The 21,448-nt window shown below is 64.3% G+C and carries 16 protein-coding genes and 3 pseudogenes; 5 read left to right on the forward strand and 14 right to left on the reverse strand.

The genetic code is table 11. From position 1 onward, the window contains the following. The first annotated feature begins 31 nt into the window (after window positions 1-31). On the forward strand, window positions 32-259 hold the full coding sequence (locus ACQCSW_RS06225; protein ID WP_426989974.1) for a hypothetical protein: 228 nt from the start codon (window positions 32-34) through the stop codon (window positions 257-259). Window positions 260-487: 228 nt separating this feature from the next. After that, entirely contained in the window at window positions 488-2,707 is a 2,220-nt protein-coding gene (locus ACQCSW_RS06230; protein WP_426989975.1) for an NADP-dependent isocitrate dehydrogenase, read from the forward strand. A gap of 116 nt (window positions 2,708-2,823) precedes the next feature. Here the strand turns inward: ACQCSW_RS06230 and ACQCSW_RS06235 are convergent, their stop codons facing one another. The 11 genes and pseudogenes from ACQCSW_RS06235 to ACQCSW_RS06285 all read right to left on the reverse strand — a co-directional run bounded on the left by ACQCSW_RS06235 (window position 2,824) and on the right by ACQCSW_RS06285 (window position 14,243). After that, window positions 2,824-3,321 (reverse strand): mucin-associated surface protein, encoded by a 498-nt coding sequence (locus ACQCSW_RS06235; protein WP_426989976.1) that lies wholly within the window; start codon window positions 3,319-3,321, stop codon window positions 2,824-2,826. Then, a complete protein-coding gene (locus ACQCSW_RS06240; protein WP_426989977.1) occupies window positions 3,318-4,532 on the reverse strand; it encodes a serine/threonine-protein kinase in 1,215 nt (404 codons plus the stop codon). Before ACQCSW_RS06240 ends, ACQCSW_RS06235 begins: the two co-directional genes overlap by 4 nt. A gap of 267 nt (window positions 4,533-4,799) precedes the next feature. After that, entirely contained in the window at window positions 4,800-5,906 is a 1,107-nt protein-coding gene (locus ACQCSW_RS06245) for a hypothetical protein (RefSeq protein WP_426989978.1), read from the reverse strand. 86 nt (window positions 5,907-5,992) lie between these two features. After that, a complete protein-coding gene (locus ACQCSW_RS06250) occupies window positions 5,993-6,724 on the reverse strand; it encodes a hypothetical protein (protein ID WP_426989979.1) in 732 nt (243 codons plus the stop codon). A gap of 206 nt (window positions 6,725-6,930) precedes the next feature. Next, a complete protein-coding gene (locus ACQCSW_RS06255) occupies window positions 6,931-8,001 on the reverse strand; it encodes a Gfo/Idh/MocA family protein (protein WP_426989980.1) in 1,071 nt (356 codons plus the stop codon). Window positions 8,002-8,041: 40 nt separating this feature from the next. Further along, a pseudogene (locus ACQCSW_RS06260) lies at window positions 8,042-8,285 on the reverse strand (ATP-binding cassette domain-containing protein); the annotation flags it as partial. A gap of 23 nt (window positions 8,286-8,308) precedes the next feature. Next, a pseudogene (locus tag ACQCSW_RS06265) lies at window positions 8,309-8,584 on the reverse strand (FtsX-like permease family protein); the annotation flags it as partial. Window positions 8,585-8,890: 306 nt separating this feature from the next. Beyond that, complete coding sequence (locus ACQCSW_RS06270) at window positions 8,891-9,988, reverse strand: substrate-binding domain-containing protein (protein ID WP_426989981.1); 1,098 nt, start codon at window positions 9,986-9,988, stop codon at window positions 8,891-8,893. Between the two features lie 47 nt (window positions 9,989-10,035). Further along, a complete protein-coding gene (gene mmsB / locus ACQCSW_RS06275; protein ID WP_426989982.1) occupies window positions 10,036-11,319 on the reverse strand; it encodes a multiple monosaccharide ABC transporter permease in 1,284 nt (427 codons plus the stop codon). 47 nt (window positions 11,320-11,366) lie between these two features. After that, window positions 11,367-12,923, reverse strand: a complete 1,557-nt coding sequence (gene mmsA / locus ACQCSW_RS06280) for a multiple monosaccharide ABC transporter ATP-binding protein (RefSeq protein ID WP_426989983.1) — start codon at window positions 12,921-12,923, stop codon at window positions 11,367-11,369. Window positions 12,924-13,052: 129 nt separating this feature from the next. Next, window positions 13,053-14,243 carry an ROK family transcriptional regulator gene (locus ACQCSW_RS06285; protein WP_426989985.1) on the reverse strand — a complete coding sequence of 397 codons (1,191 nt, stop codon included), beginning with the start codon at window positions 14,241-14,243 and terminating at the stop codon, window positions 13,053-13,055. A 207-nt stretch (window positions 14,244-14,450) separates the two neighbouring features. Between ACQCSW_RS06285 and ACQCSW_RS06290 the strand changes: the two genes are divergently transcribed. Continuing rightward, entirely contained in the window at window positions 14,451-15,245 is a 795-nt protein-coding gene (locus tag ACQCSW_RS06290) for a nitrilase-related carbon-nitrogen hydrolase (protein WP_426990632.1), read from the forward strand. On the opposite strand, the gene ACQCSW_RS06295 is transcribed toward ACQCSW_RS06290, so the two are convergent. After that, window positions 15,224-16,915, reverse strand: coding sequence for a PucR family transcriptional regulator (locus tag ACQCSW_RS06295; RefSeq protein WP_426989986.1), 1,692 nt, complete (start codon window positions 16,913-16,915; stop codon window positions 15,224-15,226). The two genes, ACQCSW_RS06290 and ACQCSW_RS06295, sit on opposite strands and share 22 nt — an antisense overlap. Window positions 16,916-17,014: 99 nt before the next feature. On the opposite strand from ACQCSW_RS06295, the gene ACQCSW_RS06300 reads away from it, so the two are divergent. Both ACQCSW_RS06300 and ACQCSW_RS06305 read left to right on the forward strand, forming a co-directional pair. Next, on the forward strand, window positions 17,015-18,553 hold the full coding sequence (locus ACQCSW_RS06300) for an amino acid permease (RefSeq protein ID WP_426989987.1): 1,539 nt from the start codon (window positions 17,015-17,017) through the stop codon (window positions 18,551-18,553). Further along, the gene (locus ACQCSW_RS06305) at window positions 18,550-20,244 is read left to right on the forward strand and encodes a flavin monoamine oxidase family protein (protein WP_426989988.1); all 1,695 of its coding nucleotides are present in this window, start codon (window positions 18,550-18,552) and stop codon (window positions 20,242-20,244) included. Before ACQCSW_RS06300 ends, ACQCSW_RS06305 begins: the two co-directional genes overlap by 4 nt. Here the strand turns inward: ACQCSW_RS06305 and ACQCSW_RS06310 are convergent. Continuing rightward, window positions 20,241-20,759, reverse strand: a complete 519-nt coding sequence (locus ACQCSW_RS06310) for a gamma carbonic anhydrase family protein (protein WP_354249340.1) — start codon at window positions 20,757-20,759, stop codon at window positions 20,241-20,243. The genes ACQCSW_RS06305 and ACQCSW_RS06310 overlap by 4 nt on opposite strands. A 246-nt stretch (window positions 20,760-21,005) precedes the next feature. After that, window positions 21,006-21,377: pseudogene (locus ACQCSW_RS06315) on the reverse strand (integrase core domain-containing protein); the annotation flags it as partial. Window positions 21,378-21,448: the final 71 nt, after the last annotated feature.

Consider the following 21,448-nt stretch of genomic DNA (forward strand, 5'->3'; position numbering starts at 1 on the left):
CTCCGGACTCTCAGCGAAGTGGGGTCCAATCGTGATTGCTTTCCGGAAATCCGCCAACAGGTCCGCCGTGAACGGCCGGCATGTTTCGGCCGACGCGAGCGCCCAGGGTGCTTCCCCGGGCATTGAGGCGTACGCCGAAGCCCTGCAGCTGCGCGACGTCGATCCGGTCCACTCGTTCACAGCCACCGAAGAGCTGCGCCGCCAGGACCCCAAGTACGTGCAACTCTGGCCAAGTGACATACCGCACAAGAGGCGCTGACCGGATCCTCACCTGAGCCGGCGGCTCCCGGAGGTAACGCGCGACGGCGGCTGGCCGCCCGGGGCTGCGCACCGCCGTCGGGAGTTGTTCCATGCCCAAATCCGCTGTAATGCAGGGCCGCCCGGCCGTCCCGGTAGGGTTCAAAACCGTGTCCTCGGGTAAGTTAGGGGTGGTGAAATAGAAACAAATTTCCAAAAAATCAGCCGACCTTCAGGGAGACGCCCGCGCATGTCCAAGATTATCTATACCCACACCGACGAAGCGCCGATGCTGGCTACTTATTCGTTCTTGCCGATCATCGAAGCGTTTGCTTCGACCGCAGGTGTGGAGGTGGAGACCCGTGACATTTCGCTCGCAGGCCGCATCATCTCCGTGTTCGGTGACTACCTCACCCCGGAACAGCAGATCGGTGACGCCCTTGCTGAACTCGGTGAACTGGCAAAGACGCCGGACGCCAACATCATTAAACTCCCCAACATCAGCGCTTCCATTCCGCAGCTGAAGGCCGCCGTCGCCGAGCTTCAGGGCCAGGGCTACAACCTGCCGGATTACCCGGACAACCCCTCCTCGGACGAGGAAACGGCCGTCCGTTCCCGCTACGACAAGATCAAGGGCTCCGCTGTGAACCCGGTCCTGCGCGAGGGAAACTCGGACCGCCGTGCACCGCTGTCCGTCAAGAACTACGCCCGCCAGAACCCGCACTCCATGGGTGCCTGGTCCGCGGATTCCAAGACCAACGTTGCGCACATGACGGCTGACGACTTCCGCGCGAACGAGAAGTCCGTGGTTATCGAGTCCGACGGCACCATCGCCCTCCAGCTGGTCCGCAAAGACGGCTCGGTCAAGGTCCTGAAGAAGGCCTTCCCGGTGCTCGCCGGTGAAGTCATGGACGGCACTGTTATGCGCGCCGCGGCGCTGGACGAGTTCCTGGCAGCCCAGGTAGTCCGCGCCAAGGAAGAGGGTGTCCTGTTCTCCGCGCACCTGAAGGCCACCATGATGAAGGTCTCGGACCCCATCATCTTCGGCCACGTGGTGAAGGCCTACTTCTCCGAACTGTTCGAGACCTACGGCAAGCAGCTCACCGCCGCCGGCCTGAGCCCCAACAACGGCCTGGCCGCCATCCTGAGCGGCCTCGAGGAGCTGCCGGAGGACGTCCGCGAAGGCGTGAAGGCGCTCATCCAGAAGGGCCTCGACGACGGCCCCGCCCTGGCCATGGTGGACTCGGACAAGGGCATCACCAGCCTCAACGTGCCCTCCGACATCATCGTGGACGCTTCCATGCCCGCCATGATCCGCTCCTCCGGCCACATGTGGGGCCCGGACGGCGCGGAAGCCGACACCTTGGCGGTCCTTCCTGACAGCTCCTACGCCGGCATCTATCAGGTTGTTGTGGATGACTGCCGCGCCCACGGTGCCTTCGACCCCACCACCATGGGCACCGTCCCGAACGTAGGCCTGATGGCCCAGGCCGCTGAGGAATACGGCAGCCACGACAAGACATTCGAGGTCCAGGAAGCCGGCACGGTGCAGATCGTTGACGGTTCCGGCGCCGTGCTGATCGAACACGCGGTTGCTCCCGGTGACATCTGGCGCGCCTGCCAGGCCAAGGATGCCCCCATCCGCGACTGGGTCAAGCTGGCCGTCACGCGCGCGCGCGCCTCCAAGACGCCCGCAGTGTTCTGGCTGGACGAGACCCGCGCGCACGACCGGAACCTCATCGCCAAGGTCAACGAATACCTTAAGGACCACGACACCGAGGGCCTGCAGATCGAGATCATGTCCCCGGTGAAGGCAACTACCTTCACCCTGGAGCGCATCCGCAAGGGCGAGGACACCATCTCCGTCTCCGGCAACGTGCTCCGCGACTACCTCACGGACCTGTTCCCGATCCTGGAACTGGGCACCAGCGCCAAGATGCTTTCGGTTGTTCCGCTGATGAACGGTGGCGGACTCTTCGAGACCGGCGCCGGCGGATCGGCCCCCAAGCACGTCCAGCAGCTGCTCAAGGAAAACCACCTGCGCTGGGACAGCCTGGGCGAATTCCTGGCTCTGGCCGTCAGCTTCGAGCACCTGGCCACCACCACGGACAACGCCCGCGCGCAAGTCCTGGCAGACACCCTGGACAAGGCCACGGGAACCTTCCTGCTGGAAAACAAGTCCCCGAGCCGCCGCGCCGGCGAGCTGGACAACCGTGGCAGCCACTACTTCCTCGCCCGCTACTGGGCTGAGGAACTGGCCAAGCAGACCGAGGACGCGGAGCTGGCGGCATCGTTCGCGGCTGTGGCCAAGGAGCTTTCCTCCAACGAGGACACCATCGTGGGCGAACTGGCCGCGGTGCAGGGCTCAGCGGTGGACGTCGGCGGTTACTACCGTCCGGATGAGGCCAAGGCCTCGGCGGTAATGCGTCCGTCCGCCACGCTGAACAAGATCATTGCGACCCTGAACTAAGCGGCACCGAACCCTTAAGAGGCGGCGCCCCGGGAAACCGGGGCGCCGCCTCTTTTGTCATTTCGACGTGTGGGATAAAGCGCGGGTGGGTTAAAAACCTTCCACGCCGTCCGCCCTCAGCCGCCGTCCTTGCCTTTGCCTTTGCTTCCTTTGCCTTCATCAGACGACGGAGATGCCGGTACGGGGGCCACTTTGGCGGCCTCAGCCGCGGCGGTGACCGCCTCTGCCTGCTTTTGCGCAGCGGCCGCGTCCTCTGCAGCCTTCGCTGCTGCGGCGTCGGCTCCGGCCTTGGCCGCCGTCAGGTCTGCGCGGACGGCAGCGACGGCCGTCATGATGTTTCGCCGGCGTTCAACCGAAACCTGTCCGTTCCCCACTGCGGACGCAAGATCTGCCTCGAACGTGTCCAAGGCTGCCAGTCCGCCAGCGGGGTCATTATTGGCTGCGGCCTGGCTGACGCCGAGGACTTGTTCCTGGAGTTGGCGGGCGGCATCGCGTTGAAAGCCGGTCGCGGCGGGACCACACCCGGCCAAGGAACCGGCGAGCAGGAACGCTGCTGCAGCCGTCAGGCATTTCGCTGTGGCTGAACGCCGGCGGTACTTCGGCGCAGGGCTCATGGTTCCACGCTCCTCTGAAGTTCTTTGAGATGGTCGCCCAGGGTGCCGGTGACGGCGGGGTAGGGAACGACGTCGGGCGTTGGCTGGGGTGCCAGGCTGAAGGTCAAAGCTGCTGCGGCTGCTCCCGCGGCGAGCAGGCCCAACACGGCGACCGTCCAGAACCGCCTTTCGAGGCGGCGGATCCGGGAAAGGTCCGGGACCCATCTGCGTGCATAGGCACCGCCGGTGACGTCCGATCGGCTCTTGCTGGCCGGGGCTACAGGCAGATCTGATTCAGCGGTGATGGCGATGGACGGCGGCCTGAACGGCATGGCCGGGAGCACTCGGGTGGTCTCCGGCGCGAGCTCGCCCGGTGCGGACACCGGTGACACCAGGGCCTGACGCAGAACGGATTCAACGCTGGCCGCGGCAGGACGTTCCAGTGGTTCGATGGCAGTCATGGATCGGATCAAATCAGTCCATTCCGCGGGCAGGTCAGCCGGGATTTCCGGTGCGCGGTGCAGCCTGGCCACGGCAGATTCGATGGCGCTGCCCGGGTATTCTACGGTCTGCTTGACGCATTCCAGGAGGACCAGACCCAGCGAGTAGATGTCAGTAGCGGCGGACAAGGGAGAACCCATGGCCTGCTCCGGACTGAGGTACGCGGCCGTGCCCACCATGGTTCCTGTGGCGGTAAGCCGGGTTGAGTCCGCGATCCTGGCGATGCCAAAATCCGTGAGTTTGGGTCGCAAGGGTTCGCCCGGACGGATCTGCACCAGCAGGATGTTCCCGGGCTTGACGTCACGGTGGATGATGCCCAGGCTGTGCACGTAGGCCAAGGCGTCAGCTACGCCTGCCCCGATGACGGCTAGCTCGTCCAAGGGGACCGCACTATGCCGGATCCGGCTCCGGAGGTCCTGGCCCTCCACGAGTTCCATGGTCAGGAACGGCCGTGGTTCGTCCGGGATGCGGGTGTCGATGCCGGCGTCGAACAGCGTGACCAGGCTGGGATGGTTGAGCGTCGCCAGCAGCTGGATTTCGGCTTCCTGGCGCTTGAGCTCATCGGCATCCGGTGCCTGTGGAGCGAAAAGCTTCAGGGCGACGTCCCTGCCCAGGTTTTCGTCCAGTGCGCGGTAGACGGATGACATACCGCCGCGGCCGATTACCTCTCCTAGCCGATACCGTCCGCCGAGCACTTCATTCCTAATGGAGCTAGGCGAATCCGCCACCATGACCAGTTCCTCCCGGTGCGCTGCGGCACTATTCTTCCTCAATAATACCGGCCGGTAAGGCATCCATGAAGCCGTCTGCCGGCACGCCGACGGCCCGGCAGAGAAGTCATCGGGACCTTCTCAGCCGGACCTCCGGTCACAAGGACAAGTGCTGGTAGTTGAGCTCTCCGGTGGCCACCTCCTATCGGAATGCTGGCTATGCCGCAAACGGCGGAGCCGGTGTGTTAACGGTTTTAGGCGTCGCAGTCTGCTGACTGCGGAGTCCGGTTATGCCTTCCGGCGCCGCTTGAGCATCAGCAGCCCGGCAAGCAGCAGGACGAAGGCGACGGGGATCAGTGAGACATCCAAGCCCGTCTTGGCCAGCGTGGCGGTGCCGCCCTTGCCCGTGGTGTTGCTCGTGGTGCCGCCCACGGTGTTTACCGAGGCAGATACCGAACCGGCGGTGGTGCCGGCGGGAACAATGGTGATACCGGTCGTGTCAGTTCCCTTGGTGCCGGTAGTACCGGTTCCCGGGTCCGTGGTGTCAGTATCACCCGTGGTGCCGGTAGTACCGGTTCCCGGGTCCGTGGTGTCCGTCCCGGGGGTTTCGGTACCGGGCGTTTCCGTACCCGGGGTTCCATTGCCATCGGTGCCGCCGCCGATGATGACGGATCCATCAACATCAACATTCACGTCGTCAAGGATGCCGGAGGTGTCCAGGCCCAGATCGATGTCAACCGCGGCGTCGGTTCCGCCGTCAGTACCGCTGAGGATGCCGTCACCGAGGTCGATGTCGGCTACGACGTCGGCTGTGGTGCCCGTGACGTTGCCGTTGGTGCCGCCGAGGTTTACGTCGACCACAGCGGCGACGTCGGCGGTGGTGGTGCCAGTCCCGCTTCCGTTTGTACCGCCGACGATGCCGTCACCGAGGCCGAGGTTGATGTCGGCTACGACGTCGGCTGTGGTGCCCGTGCCGTTGTCGTTGGTGCCGCCGAGGTTTACGTAGACCACGGCGGCGACGTCGGCGGTGGTGGTGCCACTCCCGCTTCCGTTCGTGCCGCCGAGGAGGTTGTCCCCGAGGTTGACGTCGACCACAGCAGCAACGTCAGCGGTAGCGCTGTCAGTCCCGCTGCCATTCGTGCCGCCGAGAAGGCCGTCACCGAGGCCAAGATTGACGTCGACTACAGCAGCGACATCCGCAGTATCCGACTTCGTTGGGCCACCCAGCAGACCCAACGACGTCGTGTCAACGGATCCCGCCGCTGAGACCAGGGCGGATGCGGAAAGGTCCGGTCCGCTGGTTGTGTCCGCGGCGCTGGCTGCGGTGGCGCCGAAGGCCAGTAGCCCGCCGGCAAAGAGGGTGCTGAGCAGCCCCCTGCGAAGGTTGCAATTCATGATGATGTCTCCTGAGAAGTTGATTTGGGGCGCTAGTCAGCGCCTTGAGGCCGTGTTCTGCCCATGAAAAAGGCAGGAAGGCTCAACTAGTCAGGAGAGGAACCGGGGTCGAATGACACCGGTGAAAGGGCGTGCTCAGGTGATCCGCTGATGGGTAAGGCCCCAAGCAGGGGCAGATTGAAACCGAACTCGTCCAGCCAGGCAGCAGAGCCTGGGGGGCCGGAGGGCGAAGCGCCGCTCCCTGCTCCCGAAGCAGGTCCTGCCGGAGCCGGAGGCGTGGCAGGATCCGCTGTCCAGGGGCTTTCTGCCGGGACTGCATGCATTCCTGTGCTGGCCGGAACCGGCAGCGGCGACATTCCCGTGACTGTAAGCAATTTCTCGGAAGTGCCGGGGGAGTTTGTGGTGGCATCAGTTGTGATGTGCCCTGCGGCAATCTCTTCAAGCGGCAGCAGCCCGGGCAGCGTGACCGGTGAGGACGGAACAGTCGTATCTACCAGATCCACTACGGGCTTCAGAACAGGCTCAAGAACTGGTGCGGCTTCGGTGAGCGGAGGGGCGACTGTCTCTATCAGGTCATCTGCAGCGGTATCCACCACTGCGGCAATGGGGACAGCCACGTCGGTGACGGTGCCCGCCGGGACCACGCTCTTCACAGTCAGGGAGGAAGCCGACGAAGTGAGGCCGCCCAGAAGGGATCCTGAATCGCTTGAAGAGTCTGCCGTTGCGGCGGAAGCGGAAAGTGTCAGCCAAGTAGCAGTCACCGCACCTGCGAGCAGAAGCGGCCGGAGCGCACGCCACAGCGATCCAACTTTAGCCATGCGTACCACCCCCAGTCCCGTTGAGACCTACGATTTCATCAGCGTAAGACTCTCGCGTGGAGCAAGTCTAGGGAAACGGAAAATAAATCCAGCAAACTTACCAATTTGTCACTCAACCATCAATAACCCAAAGTAGAGTGTCAAACCTATTTACAAAAAAGTCATAGGCTTGAACGGAAAGATCCTGAACGGAAAGATTCTGCCCTTCAGTGGGCATCATTCGGGTAGCTGACGCCCAGCTGCCCGCGCACTCCGTCGAAGAGCCGCATGGTCTTGATGGAATCCTCCAGCGGCATGACCGGGCTCTCTGTGAGACCGTGCTGGATGCAGCGAGTCACCTCGCGCAGTTCGTAGGAGTAGCCGATGCCGACGATGTCGAACGTCTCCGTGCGTAGCCCTTCCCGTCCGACGCCGATCACCAACTCCCGCGGATTGTTGATGGAACCGACACTCTGGAGGTAGCCCAGGCTGCCCGCCACGGTGGCCGTCCGAGGACCGTACGCCAGGAGTGAGGACGTCAGCTGAGCCTGGGCACCATGGTTGTAGCCGAGCGTCAGAGCATTCTGGGCGTCCACGCCGTCGTCGTTGATAAAGCCTGTGGCGCTGACGGTCTGTGGGAACCCCAGCGTTCCCACTGCCCACAGCAGCGGGTAAACCGAGATGTCCAGGAGGGCGCCGCCACCGTCCTGCCTGGCCCACAGCCTGGACGTCGGGGAATAGGGCGCGGGAAAACCCAGGTCAGCGGTCACCCAGTGCACGTCCCCGAGCTCCCCGGACGCGGCAATCTCGAACGCCCGCTGCATGCCCGGGAGGAAGCGGGACCACACTGCCTCCATGAGGAAGAGCTTCCGTTCCCGGGCCTTTGCGACGAGTTCGCTCGCTTCCCTGGCATTGATGGTGAACGCCTTTTCGCACAGGACGTGCTTGCCCGCATTGAGCGCCGCGAGCACAATCTTGTGGTGCTGTGCGTGCGGCGTGGCGACGTAGACAACGTCCACCGAGTCATCGGCGAGCAGCCGCTGGTAGCCGGGCACGCCGTCGTCGTCCCCGTAGGCCTTGGCGAAACCGTAGTCGGCCGCGAAACTCTCCGCAGTGCCCTGTGAGCGGGAACTGACGGCATAGAGCTCGGCGTCGGGAAGCAGTGCCAGGTCCTGCGACACCGATCGCGCGATCCCGCCGGTGGCTATGACGCCCCACTGCAGACGTTTTCCGGTGGCAGACCGGGGATCCTGGTCGGACTGGCTGGACAGCCACGGGGTGGCAATGGGCGCGCTCATGGTGCCCATCCTCTCATTCAGACCAGTGCGGGCGTCAGACCAAGGCCCGCGCAATCGCCACGTGCTGCTGCTCGCCACCGGACAGCCGGTTGATGCGCCGCACCTGTTTCTCCGGATCCAGCTGCACTGCTCGAGAAGGTCCGTTGCCCGCAGCCGCCGCTGTGCCCTGCCACCCCCGCGAACTCCATGGGCAGCATAACGTTGTCCACCGCAGAAAGATTCGGGATCAGATTGAACTGCTGGAAAACGAACCCGATATCCCGGCGCCGGTACTCGGTCAGCTTGTGCTCGTGCCGCTGCCGCTTTTGGCCACCAGCACCAACGCCTCCAGCGCGAACTGCAGGCCGATGGTGCGGTTGGGTGCTCCGATCGCCTTCAGGGCACCGGTTTCCCGGCGGCGCTCGCGGACCAGCATGACCATGATCAGCAGGATGATCAGTCCGGCGGTGCCCAGGGCTGCGACGAAGGCGATGAAGGAGATGTTTTTGACGCTGCCGAACGAGCTGACGGCCGACTCCAGGTTCTGGCCCTGGGTGACATCAGCCTTGTCTGTGCCGAGGGCGGACTCAAGCGCGGTCTTGGCCTGGTTGGCGACCAGGATGGCCAGCGCCAGTCCGATCGCGACGGCCAGAACTGCCACCACTGCAGCTGTTCGGACCTTGTTTCTGAAGGCGTGCCAACTCTCCGGGCAAGGACGCTCACTGTACTCCTAGGATCTGGGGCCGGTGGAAGGCTGGCGTCCGGATCCCAGACTCGCGGACGGGCCTGTGCAGGAAGACGGCCGAAGCTGTGTTTGGGCTGTGAAACGTGGAATGCCCCGGCTCCGTGGGGAGCCAGGGCATTCAGTGTGAACCGGTGGTGTCCGGCGGACCTCGTTACTTAGACCTCGTTACTTGGTGAGCGGGCCCAGTACCGGATCGTCGGTGTAGGCCGTCTTGACATTTTCGGCGGTCACGATGACCGGCTCCAGCAGGAACGCCGGAACAACCTTCGTGCCGTTGTTGTAGGACTTGTCGTCGTTGATCTCGGGCGTCTTGCCTGCCTGCAGGTCCTTGAGCATGGTGATCGCGTGCTCAACGAGCTTGCGGGTGTCCTTGTTGATGGTGGAGTACTGCTCGCCGGCCATGATGGACTTGACGGACTGAACCTCGGAGTCCTGGCCGGTGATGACGGGAAGCGGCTTGCCGGATGCCTTGACGGAGGTGATGACCGCCCCGGCGAGCTTGTCATTCGGTGACAGGACGCCGTCCAGCGACGCCGTTCCATAGGAACCGGTCAGGATGGTATCCATCCGGCGCTGGGCGTTCTCAGCAGCCCATTTCAGTGTGACGGCTTTTTCAAAGGTGGTCTGGCCGGAGAGCACCTTCAGCGTGCCGTCGTCGATCTTCGGCTTGAGGACCTTCATGGCGCCGTCGAAGAAGACCTTAGCGTTGGCGTCATCCGGTGAACCCGCCAGCAGTTCAATGTTGTACGGGCCGGAGGGCTTCTTGGCCTTCATGCCGTCCAGGAGGGCCTGGCCCTGGAGCTCGCCCACCTTGAAGTTGTCGTAAGCCACGTAGTAGTCCACGTTTGCCGTGTTCAGCAGGAGGCGGTCGTAGGCGATGATGGTGGCGCCTGCGTCCTTGGCCTGCTGGAGCTGGGTCCCCAGCTGGGAGCCGTCGAGGGCACCCACAATGATCACCTTGGCGCCCTTGGCGATCATGGCGCTGATCTGGTTCTGCTGCTCAGCCACGCCGTTGTTGGCGAACTGGACCGTCGGCTTGAAACCGGCGCTGGTGAGTCCCTCGTTGAACAGCTTCTCCGCCAGCACCCAGTTCTCGCTGGTCTTCTCGGGAAGCGCGACGCCGATGGCGGAGTCCTGTGCGAAGCCGCCGGCTCCACCGGTGGTGCTGGAGGTGCCGGGTTCGGCCCGTCCGCAGGCCGTCAGCGCCAGTGCCGCGATCGCAGCTATCGCTGCTGCCTTTCCTGCTTTACCAAACATTCGCATTTCTTAGTCCACTTTCTTTTGGGGTTTAGTTCCGGAACCTGAATTGCTCAGGCTTCCCGGGCAATGGTTTCTCTGGTCGATGTGACCTCATCCGGCTGCAGCGGTGTGCCCGGGCCGCCGGACGGACGGTTGAAGTTCTTCATCATCAGTCCGATGATCGATGCCCGGCCCTGCGACTTGTTGTAGACGTCGATGGCCACGGCCACCAGCAGCACCAGGCCCTTGATCATGGACTGCCAGTCGGCACCGACGCTGAGGAGCTGCAGGCCGTTGTTCAAGACAGCCATGACAAGGCCGCCGACGATGGATCCGATGACGGTACCCACACCGCCGGTCACGGCGGCGCCGCCGATGAAGACAGCGGCGATGGCATCCAGTTCCCAGCCGGTACCGTCCGAGGGTCCGGCAGAGGTTGAGCGGGCAACGAAGATCATTCCAGCGAGCCCGGCGATGATGGACATGTTCATCATGACCAGGAAGTTGATCTTCTTTGACTTCACACCGGACAGCTCGGCTGCGTGGCGGTTGCCGCCCACTGCGTAGACGTGGCGCCCCACCACGGTCTTGGAGGAGATGAAGCCGTAGATCAGGACCATCACGGCGAGGATCAGGCCGGGGATCGGGAAGGACGTGCCCGGGCGGCCGGTGGCAAACAGGTAGGTGGCGTAGAGAATCGCGCCGCAGATCAGTACAAGCCGGAGGACACTGATCCACGTTTCCGAGACCTCAGCGCCGAGCGCCTTGGCGGTGCGCCGCCGTCGGACTTCGCTGTAGATCACGAACGCAACGCCGGCGAGCCCGAGGAGCAGCGTGAGGTTGTTGTACCCGGTGGCAGGCCCGATTTCGGGGAGGTACCCGGCACCGATGTACTGGAACTCCCGCGGGACAGGAATCGAGTTGGACTGGCCAACGAACTGCTGGGCCCCGCGGAAGATCAGCATGCCTGCAAGGGTCACGATGAACGCCGGAATGCCGACGTATGCGGTCCACATACCCTGCCATGCGCCGATCAGTGCGCCCAGTCCCAGTCCCAGCAGGATCGCCAGGAACCACGGGATGTCCCAGTCCCGCATGGCGATGGCCACCACCATGCCCACGAAGGCGGCCACGGAGCCCACCGACAGGTCAATGTGTCCGGCGATGATGACCAGCACCATGCCGATGGCGAGGATGAGGATGTAGGAGTTGCCGTTGAAGAGGTTGATGACGTTGCCCGGGGTGAGCGTGATGCCGCCTGTGAGCCACTGGAAGAGAACTATCAGAGCCACCAAGGCAAAGATCATGCCGAACTGGCGGGTGTCGCCACCGAAGAGTTTCTTGAGCGCGTTCATTGTTTTTCAGTCCTTGTATCTGGAAGGTTCTGGAAGCCTGCAGTGGATCAGGCGGTTTTTCGGGCGGAGGTCATCAGCTTCATCAGGCTTTCCTGGCTGGCTTCCTCTTTGTCGAGGACACCGGTGATGGCGCCCTCGAAGATCGTGTAGATGCGGTCCGAGAGTCCCAGCAGTTCAGGGAGCTCGGAGGAAATCACAACGACTCCCTTTCCTTGGTTGGCGAGCTGCTGGATGATGCCGTAAATCTCGTACTTGGCTCCGACGTCGATACCGCGGGTGGGTTCGTCCAGGATCAGCAGTTCAGGATCGGTGAACATCCATTTGGCCAGGACCACCTTCTGCTGGTTGCCGCCGGAGAGCTTGGCGACCCCTTCCTGAACCGAGGGGGCCTTGGTCCGCAGGGACTTCCGGTACTGCTCCGCGACCGCGAACTCCTTGTTGGTGTCCACCACGCTGCGCTTGCTGATCTTCTCGAGGTTGGCCGAGACCGTGGTGGTCTTGATGTCGTCGAGGAGGTTCAGTCCCAACGACTTCCGGTCCTCCGTTACGTAGCCGAGGCCGGCGTCGATGGCCTGGTGGACACTCTTGAGTGTCACTTCCTTGCCGTCCACGTAGACGTGGCCTGAGACGAAGTGGCCGTAGGACCGGCCGAAGACGGAACGGGCCAGTTCGGTACGCCCGGCACCCATCAGTCCGGCGAATCCCACAATCTCCCCGCGCCGCACAAAGAAGTTCGAGTTCTTGCAGACCATCCGGTCCTGGATCTGCGGGTGGGCCACGTTCCAGTTCTTGACCTCGAAGAACACGTCGCCGATCTGGGGGGTGTGGTCGGGGAAGCGGGACTCCAGGGCCCGGCCCACCATGCCCTTGATGATGCGGTCCTCGTCGACGCCGTCGGCCTTGACATCGAGGGTTTCGATCGACTTGCCGTCCCGGATGATCGTGATGGAATCGGCGATCTGTTCGATCTCGTTGAGCTTGTGGGAAATGATGATCGACGTGATGCCTTTGCCCTTGAGGCCCAGCATCAGGTCCAGGAGGTGCTGGGAATCGGATTCGTTCAGCGCTGCGGTTGGCTCGTCCAGAATGAGGATCTTAACCGACTTGTTCAGCGCCTTGGCGATCTCCACCAGCTGCTGCTTGCCGACGCCGATCTCCTTGATGGGGGTGTCCGGGTCTTCCCTGAGCCCCACCCGTGCCAGCAGTTCGGTGGACCGGAGGCGCGCCTCCGCCCAATTGATGACGCCGCGCTTGGTGGGTTCGTTGCCCAGGAAAATGTTCTCCATGATGGACAGTTCCGGGATCAGGGCCAGTTCCTGGTGGATGATCACGATTCCCGCGTGTTCGCTGGCCCTGATGTCCTTGAACTGCTGGGCAGAATTCTGGTAGACGATGTCGCCGTCGTAACTGCCGTAGGGGTAAACGCCGGAGAGCACCTTCATCAGCGTGGACTTGCCGGCGCCGTTTTCGCCGCAGATCGCGTGGATCTCGCCGGCCTTGACCCGGAGGCTGACCTGGTCGAGTGCCTTGACTCCGGGGAATTCCTTGGTGATGGAACGCATCTCCAGGATGACCGGCTCAGTGTGCGTGGTTTGGGACGTCATTTGCCCTTACGCCTCCAATGCATGACTTCGTTGTCCGCCCAGCAAGCGCAGGGTCGTCTGATGAAAAAGTAAACTGGATCACACCCATTGCCGTCAAGTCTTTAACGCAATTGCCGGATAACATTACGGCTACGTGCGCCGGATCCCGGCGTGCTGGAACACCAGTGCGGCTGCCCCCAGGGCCTCCGCGCGGTCCCCAAGTGAGGACATCGTCAGGGTGGTGGTCTCGCCGATCACCGGCACGGCATGCCGGATAAGCCCCCGCCGAATTGGATCGAGCAGCAGGTCGCCCAGGCCCGCGAGGGGACCGCCCACCACAATGACTTCAGGGTTGATCAGGTTGGCCACGTTCCCCAGGGCGCGTCCGACAGCCAGGCCGGCATCGTCCACCACCCTGAGCGTTGCAGAGTCGCGGGCGAGGGCTTTCCGCACGATGTCCGCGGGTGTGAGCGGCGGGTCTTCCCCACGGCCGAGCAGCTCCATCATGGTGGTGGTGGAGGCGATGGTTTCCAGGCAGCCACGGTTGCCGCATCGGCACACGAGTCCGTGCTCGTGGATAGTTGCATGGCCGATTTCGCCGGTAATGCCAACAGTGCCGTAGTAGGGCGCGCCGTTGAGGATCAGGCCCGCGCCGATGCCCGATCCGATCTTGAGGAACATCAGGTTGCTGACCCCGGTATGCGGTCCCCAGGTGACCTCGGACCAGGCTCCAAGATTGGCGTCGTTGTCAACAAATACGGGGATATTGAGCTTTTCCTCCAGATGCTGGAGGATGTTGATGCCCACCCATTCGGGGAGGATGGCGCCCTGCGCTACCGTGCCGGTCCGGCGGTCGATGGGTCCGGGAATTCCGACGCCGGCGCCCACCACCAGGCTCCGGTCCACACCGCTTTGCTCCAGCAGTTTTTCCAGCAGGGCAACAGCTGCCTGGATGCCTTCCTCGGCCTGGTGGCCCAGTGGCAGCAGGACGGATTCTTCGGCGATCACGTGGTAGCTCAAGGAGGCCAGGACCACTCGCAGGTGCCGTCGGCCGAAGTCGATTCCCACCGCCACCGCGCCGTTGCTGTTGAGTCTCACGTTGAGCGCCCGGCGCCCGGAACTGGTGATCGGTTCGGTTGACGCCAGGCCCGCGTCCTGCATGATTTTGACGATGTTGGACACCGTGGCAGTGGAGAGTCCGGTCTGGCGTGCAAGCTCGGCCTGGGTGGATGGGCCGCTCATGAGTGACTCGATGATCCGTTGCTGGTTCAGTTGCCGGAGGGCGGACTGGGATCCCGGATTCTTTGGCTTACTCTTCGTCGAGCGCGGTGTAGCGGACATGAGAAGAAGATTGCCCTACTTTGACCGTTGTAGTCAAGAAGTTAACGCAAAGAGTCTGTCGGATGAGACAAAATGATGGGACGATCCGTCCATCCTGTGGCTTTGGCCGGTGCAATTGGCCCCGGATGCCGTTCAGGGCCCGTGGCTAGGCTGGAATAAGCGGACGCATACTTCCTGTGGCCGTCCCGATTATGTGAGGTGGAAACGGTGCTGCTGGCCCTGCTGCAGGCAAACGCCCGCGTACTCGACGCGGATGCAAACTGCGCCGCCCTGGATGCGGCTGCCCGGGCGGCCGCCGCGGAGGGCGCGGCAGTCCTGGTCACCCCGGAGCTGTTTCCCGTGGGATACGCCCCGCTGCGGCTCCGCGCGGAGCTGGACCCCTCAGGGCTTCCCGCCATCAGGGAAACGCTGTCGGGGATCGCGCGCCGCCACGGGATCGGACTGGTCTACAGCCTGCCGTCAGTCACGGACGGGGGCAGCTGGCGCATCACCTCCACGCTGGTGGACGCCACGGGCGCTGAGCTTCTCAACTACGCCAAGGTGCACCTCTTTGGTGATGACGAACGCGCGGCGTTCAGCCCCGCGGAGGCGGGTCCCGCCGTCGTCGACTTCAACGGGTTCCGGACGTCCATGGTGATCTGCTACGACGTGGAATTTCCGGAAACAGTCAGGGCGGCGGCGCTGGCTGGGGCAGAGCTGCTCCTGGTGCCCACCGCGCTGGCGCACGGATTCGAAACCGTCCCCCAGGTGCTGCTCCGGGCCCGCGCGCTGGAGAGCCAGCTGACCATCGCCTATGCCAACCACTCCGGAACCGAGGACGGTTGCGAATTCCTCGGCGGCAGCGTCATCGCCGGACCGGATGGGTCGCTGCTGGCCGCGGCGGGACCGGTAGCCGAAATCCTGTACGCCGAGGTGGATTCGGACGCCGCCGGAGTAGCCCGTGATCTGGTGCCCTATCTCCGTGAACGCCGCCCGGAGCTCTACCGGTCCTGGGGCATCTGAGGCACCGCGTCCTCCAGGGCGTCCACGTACTGCAGGGCAATCCACAGTTCAGCTCGCTCTTGGGCGGAGCCAAGGTCCATGGCCAGTAGCTCGGCCAGTGCATTGATCTGGCGCCGCACGCTGTTCCGGTGCATCCCCAAGGCTTTGGCAGTGGCATCCCAGTTGCCGTTTTCGCCCAGCCATGACTTCAGGACACTGAGCTGGGAGCTGCGGCGGTCAGGCTCCTGCGCGAGGACCGGTTCCAGCAGCCGCGCGGCAAGCATGGTGCCGGCGCTGCGGCCCAACAGCCCCGCGACTGACCACGTGATGTCATCCACGCGCACACTTTCTCCGCTTGCCTGGACGCGGGACCGCAGTGACGCCGCGCGCTGGTAGGCGGCAGGAAGGCCGGCCATTTCGGTGGGATCGCCCACCACCAGCCGCCAGCCCAGTCCCTCCACTTCACGCAGCAGCGTGTCGTCCACCTTGAGCCGGGTAACGGCGGCAAACCCGTAGTCCGTCAGCTCCACCATTTTCGTGTCGAACAGCCTGCGCCACTGCAGTAGTTCCCGGACTGGGCCATCCGCGGACGCTGGCGCCGACGCGTCCGCTCGGACGCCCTGAACCACCCGGAGGGCACCGGACCGGGTTCCGGAAACGCTTTGCGCCAGGAGGTCCCTGAGGACGTTCAGTTGCCGGGTTGAGCCGTCGGTCAGGCTCTCAGGGTGCAGCAGTAGGGCCGTTGCCAGCTGGCTGGGGGCGAGCGACCCGCTTGTGCGCTGGCGCACCAGCAGTTCCAGCAGACCCACCACCGAGGACACCACACTGTTCTGCGCCGCGGTCAGCGGCTTGTCCGTGCCCAGGATCAGTGCCCCAAGGGTGGCGTCCTTGGTGCTCCGGAGGGGGTGGCCGACGACCAGGGCCGAACCGGTCGTGGGCAACGAGTCAGTCTCTACGCGCGGGCCGTTGCCAGCCAGCAGCCGCTTCAGCATGGGTTGCAGGGCGGAAGGCTCGACGGCGGCCGCAGGGCTGGTCCCGTTGGTCCCGGCTGCTGCGGCTCGGGCACGCATTCGGCCGTCCGCCCCGAAAAGCTGGGCCCATACCGGAACATGCTGCGCCAAGGCGGAAAGGAGTTCGTGCTCGGGCCTGGCCGACAGCACCGCCCGCATCAGTTGCCGGTTGGTGTCCGCCAGCTGACGGAAGACCCGGGCGTTGCCGGATTCCAGGAGCTGGGAGAACTCGAGGCCGATGGCGGCGAACGGGACGCTGCTGGGGATCTGGACCAGAGTGAGCTGATGCGTTTGGCACGCCGACAGCACGTGGTCCGGGACGGCGTCGAAGTAGGGCTCCAGGCCAAATCCCAAGGCCGCGACGCCGGCACCGACCAGCCGCCGGACGTAGGCTTCCGCCCTCTCCTTCGTTCCGCCGTCGTTCTGGAACGGCAGTCCCGCCGTGAGAACGAACTCCCCGTCCAGCAGGTAGGGCGTGGGATCCTCCAGTTCGCTGGGCTCCACCCAGCGCAAGGGCACGCCCGTGTTGCCGGCGTCGTGCAGGACGGTGAGGTCCCGGGGGAGTGCTGCCAGAAACTGGCCCAGGGTCACCGCATCCAGGTGTTCCGCCGTATCAGGTTGCACGGAGGGACCCAGGCCGGCGTGTTCAGCACTGCCCGTTCTTGGTGCATTACGTCTCATGATAGAAAACTATAGGTCACTTTGCACATCCCTGAGATGCGGCTCACACGCCTACGCTAGTGGGGGAAACCCACAACTACTCACGAACGGACGTCAACGATGACTGTGCCAACACTCTCCGGACCGGCCACGGGCCGGACTGCCGGCCGTCCCGGGCTGGGCGCGCAACTGCTGCGCCGGAAGCCGATCGGACAGATGGTCAGCGAAGCGGAAAGCAGCCATGACGGACCGAAATTGGTCCGCAGCTTCGGAGTCCTGCAGCTGACCATGATCAGCGTCGGCGCTACCCTGGGGACCGGGATCCTGGTGATCCTCGGTGAATCCGTTCCGCTGGCCGGGCCCGCCATCTGGATCTCCTTCGCCATCGCAGGGTTCGCCGCGCTCCTTTCCGCAGTGTCCTATGCGGAAATGGCGGGCATGGTCCCGGTCGCAGGTTCCAGCTATTCCTACACCTACGCCACCATGGGCGAAGGCATGGCCTGGATCTGCGGCTGGTGCCTGGTCCTTGAGTACGCCGTCTCGGTAGCGGCCGTTGCCGTGGGCGCGGGCCAGTACGTGAACGAGGCCCTGGCCGTGTTCGGGCAGGTACTGCCCGACGCCGTATCCCAGCCCCCGGGTGACGGCGGCCTGGTCAACATCCCGGCCATGGTCATCGTGGTGCTGGCAACCATCCTGCTGGTCCGCGGGGCCAAGGAAAGCGCCTGGATCAACACGTCCATCGTCGTGATCAAGGTGGGTATCCTGCTCTTCTTCTGCGCCGTGGCCTTCACCGCCTTCAACGCAGGCAACTTTGAACCGCTCCTGCCCATGGGTGCCGCAGGGGTTTCCGCTGCCGCGTCCCGGGTGTTCTTCTCCTACATTGGCTTCGACGCCGCCTCCACCGCCGGCGAGGAGGCCAGCAACCCCAAGCGCGACCTTCCCCGCGCCATCATGCTCTCCATGGTCATCGTCACCACCATCTACGTCCTGGTGGCCGTCGCCGCCATCGGCGCCCGCCCGTGGGGGTGGTTCGACGGTACCGAAGCCGCCCTGGTGAAGATCCTTGAGGAAACCACCGGCCAGCCGTGGATCGCCCTCGTCTTCGCCGTCGGCGCAGTCCTGGCCATCGCCAGCATTGTGCTGACTGTCCTCTACGGCCAGACCCGCATCCTGCTCTCCATGTCCCGCGACGGCCTCATCCCGAAGATCTTCGGCCGCGTCTCCCGCCGGACCGGCACCCCCGCGGCCGGTACGCTCCTGGTGGGCACCGCCGTCGCCCTCACCGCCGGGCTGGTCCCGCTCGGTGCCCTGGCCGACGCCACCAGCATCGGAACTCTGTTCGCCTTCGCCCTCGTCAACGTGGCCGTGATCTTCCTGCGCCGCACCAGGCCCGAGCTGGAGCGCACGTTCCGCGTCCCGTTCTTCCCCCTGACCCCGATCCTCGGTGCGCTGATGTGCGCCTTCCTCATGGCCAACCTCGGTGCCGATACCTGGGTGACCTTCGGAGTCTGGATGCTGGTGGGCCTGGCGGCCTACTTCGGCTACGGACGCCGGAACTCCAGGGTAGCGGCGCTGAGCCACGAGGAATACCGTGAGCTGAGCAGGCCGGAATCTTCAACGCTGTCCACCACCGAACAAACGAAGGCAGAGCTTTCATGACCGTCGCCACCGAACTCCCGGCCTCCGACCCGTCCAGTACCCAAGCTGGCCCCGTCACCATGCTGAACCCAGATTTTCCGTTCAGCTACGACCACTACCTCGCCAATCCCGCAGGGCTCGGGGCGGTTCCGCCGGAGCTCTACGGCACTGAGGTGGCAGTTGTCGGTGGGGGTCTTTCCGGCCTCGTCACGGCCTACGAACTGATGAAGCTGGGCCTGCGACCTGTCGTCTATGAAGCGGACCAGATCGGCGGCCGCCTGCGCACTGCCAGCTTCCCGTCCGCTCCCGGCGTGGTGGCTGATCTGGGCGGTATGCGGTTCCCGGTGTCCGGCAGGGCGTTCTACCACTACGTGGACCTGCTGGGCCTGGACACCCAGGATTTCCCCAACCCGCTGGCACCCGTCACCTCGAGCACCGTGATCGAACTGGCCGGCCAGAAGCACTACGCCGAGACCGCCCAGGACCTGCCGCCGTTCTTCCGCGAGGTGGCCGATGCCTGGAAGGCCGCCGTGAACGATGGCGCGAAGTTCGTTGAAATGCAGGAGGCCATCCGGGCCCGGGACACCGGCCGGATCAAGGACCTGTGGAACGAGCTGCTGCCGCTCATGGACGAGCAGACGTTCTACGGGTTCATCGCAGGGAGCGAGTCATTCAAGGAAGCCGGCTTTGCCCACCGTGAGGCCTTCGGCCAGGTGGGATTCGGCACAGGCGGCTGGGACACAGACTTCCCGAACTCCATCCTGGAAATCCTCCGCGTGGTCTACACCGACGCCGATGACCAGCACCGGCTCATCAGTGGCGGAGCCCAAAGGCTTCCCGAGGCGCTGTGGCAGCACGCGCCGTCGGGCATGTCCCACTGGCCGGACGGAACGTCCCTGGCGTCGCTCCACTCCGGCTCGCCCCGCGGGGCTGTGGGCAAGATCAGCCGCGATGCCGACGGCGACCTCCGGATCAGGGAGCGCTGGGGCCGTGAGGCCAGCTACCCTGCCGTGGTGACCACGTGCCAGTCCTGGCTGCTGTCCACGCGCATTCACACTGAGGAGGCGCTGTTCCCGGCCGAACTGTGGACTGCGATCGAGCGCTCGCACTACATGCAGTCGTCCAAGACGTTTGTCATGGTGGACCGGCCGTTCTGGAAGGACATCGATCCGCACACCGGCCGCGAGGTGCTGTCCATGACCCTGACGGACCGGCTGAACAGGGCCACCTACCTCCTGGATGACGGACCGGACAAGCCAGCCGTGATCCTGCTGTCCTACACCTGGAACGATGACGCGCTCAAATGGCTGTCGCTGGACGCCGACGAGCGCGTTGAGCTGATGCTGCACTCGTTGGAGCAGATCTACCCGGATGTGGACATCGCCAGCCACATCGTGGGCCAGCCCATCACGGTTTCCTGGGAAGCGGACCCCAACTTCATGGGTGCTTTCAAGGCGAACCTGCCGGGGCATTACCGCTACCAGCAGCGGTTGTTCACCCACTTCAAGCAGGACAAGTTGCCCGATAGCCAGCGTGGGATCTTCCTCGCGGGCGACGACGTGTCCTTCACCGCGGGTTGGGCCGAAGGCGCCGTGACCACGGGCCTGAACGCCGTGTGGGGTGTGGTGAACCACCTGGGCGGTTCGTCGGCGCCGGGCAACCCCGGTCCGGGCGAACTCCTGGACGCCATCGGGCCGATCTCATTGGACTAGCCATGCAGTTCGCGGTGTGCGCGTGCCAGGTCGACGTAGCGGGTCGCGTTGGCCTTCACACCGTCGAACTCCTCGTCGGTGAGTTCCCGCCGTACCTTCGCGGGGACGCCTGCCACGAGTGACCGGGGCGGCACTACCGTGCCCTCCAGGACGACGGCACCGGCCGCCACGAGCGAGCCGGTGCCTATCACGGCGCCGTTGAGCACGGTGGCCCCCATGCCGATCAGGCAGTCGTCCTCCACCGTGCAGCCATGGACGACGGCGGCGTGCCCCACACTGACCCCGGCCCCGACCGTGCAGGGGAAGCCAGGATCTGCATGGAGCACCACGTTGTCCTGCAGGTTGCTGCCGGCACCGACGCTGATGGCCGCCGTGTCCGCCCGGACCGACACACCATAGAAGGCGCTCGAATCCTCAGCGAGCGTAGCTTTGCCGATGATCGACGCCGTCGGGGCGACAAAGGCGGATGCGTGGACAGCCGGAGTGTTGCCGGCGAAAGTGTGAAGAGGAGCCATGGGCCAAGCCTAGGACATCCCCTTACCCAACTAATACGAAAGTAAGTGTCGTTATGGACGCCGAAAACGACATCGGCTGCACTCTTTGCGGGATGCACCGCTCCCCTGGCTCCACGTTCCGAACGCCGCCCTAGGACACGTTCTCCGGCTGGACCAAAACCTTCAACGACCCCCGGTTCTGCGCGGCGATCGTGGACCGGCTGACCTTCAATGGCGCTGGTTGGGCCCCCGTTAGCAGTCCAGCGTCTATGCGATAGCTAATTGGTTCTTTTGCGTCCAGTTTTCCCTGTAGCGTTTCGGCGTCATGCCGTCCAGGGATCCGTGGGGCCGTTCATGATTGTAGATAGCTTTCCATTCTTCGGCCAAATACTTCGCTTCGGCCATGGTGTCCATGATTTCTCGGGTGAGTTGTTCCCTTCAGAACTGGGCATTGAAAGATTCGATGAAGCCGTTCTGCCAGGGTGATCCCGGGTCGATGAAGGCCGTGTCCACCCCGGCGGTGTTGCACCAGTCGATCAGTGCCGCGGCGGTGAACTCCGGCCCGTTGTCGCACCGGACGTAGGCCGGGGCGGTGCCGGTTTCGGCGATGATGTTCTCCAGCACGGTGTCCACGTCCGACAGGGCGTCTGCAAAGTCTTTTGTGAGTGGGCCGCGTCTTAAGATGTGAGACGAACTGGGTCGTGGCTGTT

Source organism: Pseudarthrobacter sp. Y6, from assembly GCF_050156205.1.
Classification (GTDB): Bacteria; Actinomycetota; Actinomycetes; order Actinomycetales; family Micrococcaceae; genus Arthrobacter.

Excerpts from the sequence above, each read along its gene's own strand:
- ACQCSW_RS06230 (WP_426989975.1), top strand. The coding sequence starts at position 488 with ATGTCCAAGATTATCTATACCCACACCGACGAAGCGCCGATGCTGGCT.
- ACQCSW_RS06235 (WP_426989976.1), bottom strand. The coding sequence starts at position 3,321 with ATGAGCCCTGCGCCGAAGTACCGCCGGCGTTCAGCCACAGCGAAATGC.
- ACQCSW_RS06240 (WP_426989977.1), bottom strand. The coding sequence starts at position 4,532 with ATGGTGGCGGATTCGCCTAGCTCCATTAGGAATGAAGTGCTCGGCGGA.
- ACQCSW_RS06245 (WP_426989978.1), bottom strand. The coding sequence starts at position 5,906 with ATGAATTGCAACCTTCGCAGGGGGCTGCTCAGCACCCTCTTTGCCGGC.
- ACQCSW_RS06250 (WP_426989979.1), bottom strand. The coding sequence starts at position 6,724 with ATGGCTAAAGTTGGATCGCTGTGGCGTGCGCTCCGGCCGCTTCTGCTC.
- ACQCSW_RS06255 (WP_426989980.1), bottom strand. The coding sequence starts at position 8,001 with ATGAGCGCGCCCATTGCCACCCCGTGGCTGTCCAGCCAGTCCGACCAG.
- ACQCSW_RS06270 (WP_426989981.1), bottom strand. The coding sequence starts at position 9,988 with ATGCGAATGTTTGGTAAAGCAGGAAAGGCAGCAGCGATAGCTGCGATC.
- mmsB (WP_426989982.1), bottom strand. The coding sequence starts at position 11,319 with ATGAACGCGCTCAAGAAACTCTTCGGTGGCGACACCCGCCAGTTCGGC.
- mmsA (WP_426989983.1), bottom strand. The coding sequence starts at position 12,923 with ATGACGTCCCAAACCACGCACACTGAGCCGGTCATCCTGGAGATGCGT.
- ACQCSW_RS06285 (WP_426989985.1), bottom strand. The coding sequence starts at position 14,243 with ATGTCCGCTACACCGCGCTCGACGAAGAGTAAGCCAAAGAATCCGGGA.
- ACQCSW_RS06295 (WP_426989986.1), bottom strand. The coding sequence starts at position 16,915 with ATGAGACGTAATGCACCAAGAACGGGCAGTGCTGAACACGCCGGCCTG.
- ACQCSW_RS06300 (WP_426989987.1), top strand. The coding sequence starts at position 17,015 with ATGACTGTGCCAACACTCTCCGGACCGGCCACGGGCCGGACTGCCGGC.
- ACQCSW_RS06305 (WP_426989988.1), top strand. The coding sequence starts at position 18,550 with ATGACCGTCGCCACCGAACTCCCGGCCTCCGACCCGTCCAGTACCCAA.
- ACQCSW_RS06310 (WP_354249340.1), bottom strand. The coding sequence starts at position 20,759 with ATGGCTCCTCTTCACACTTTCGCCGGCAACACTCCGGCTGTCCACGCA.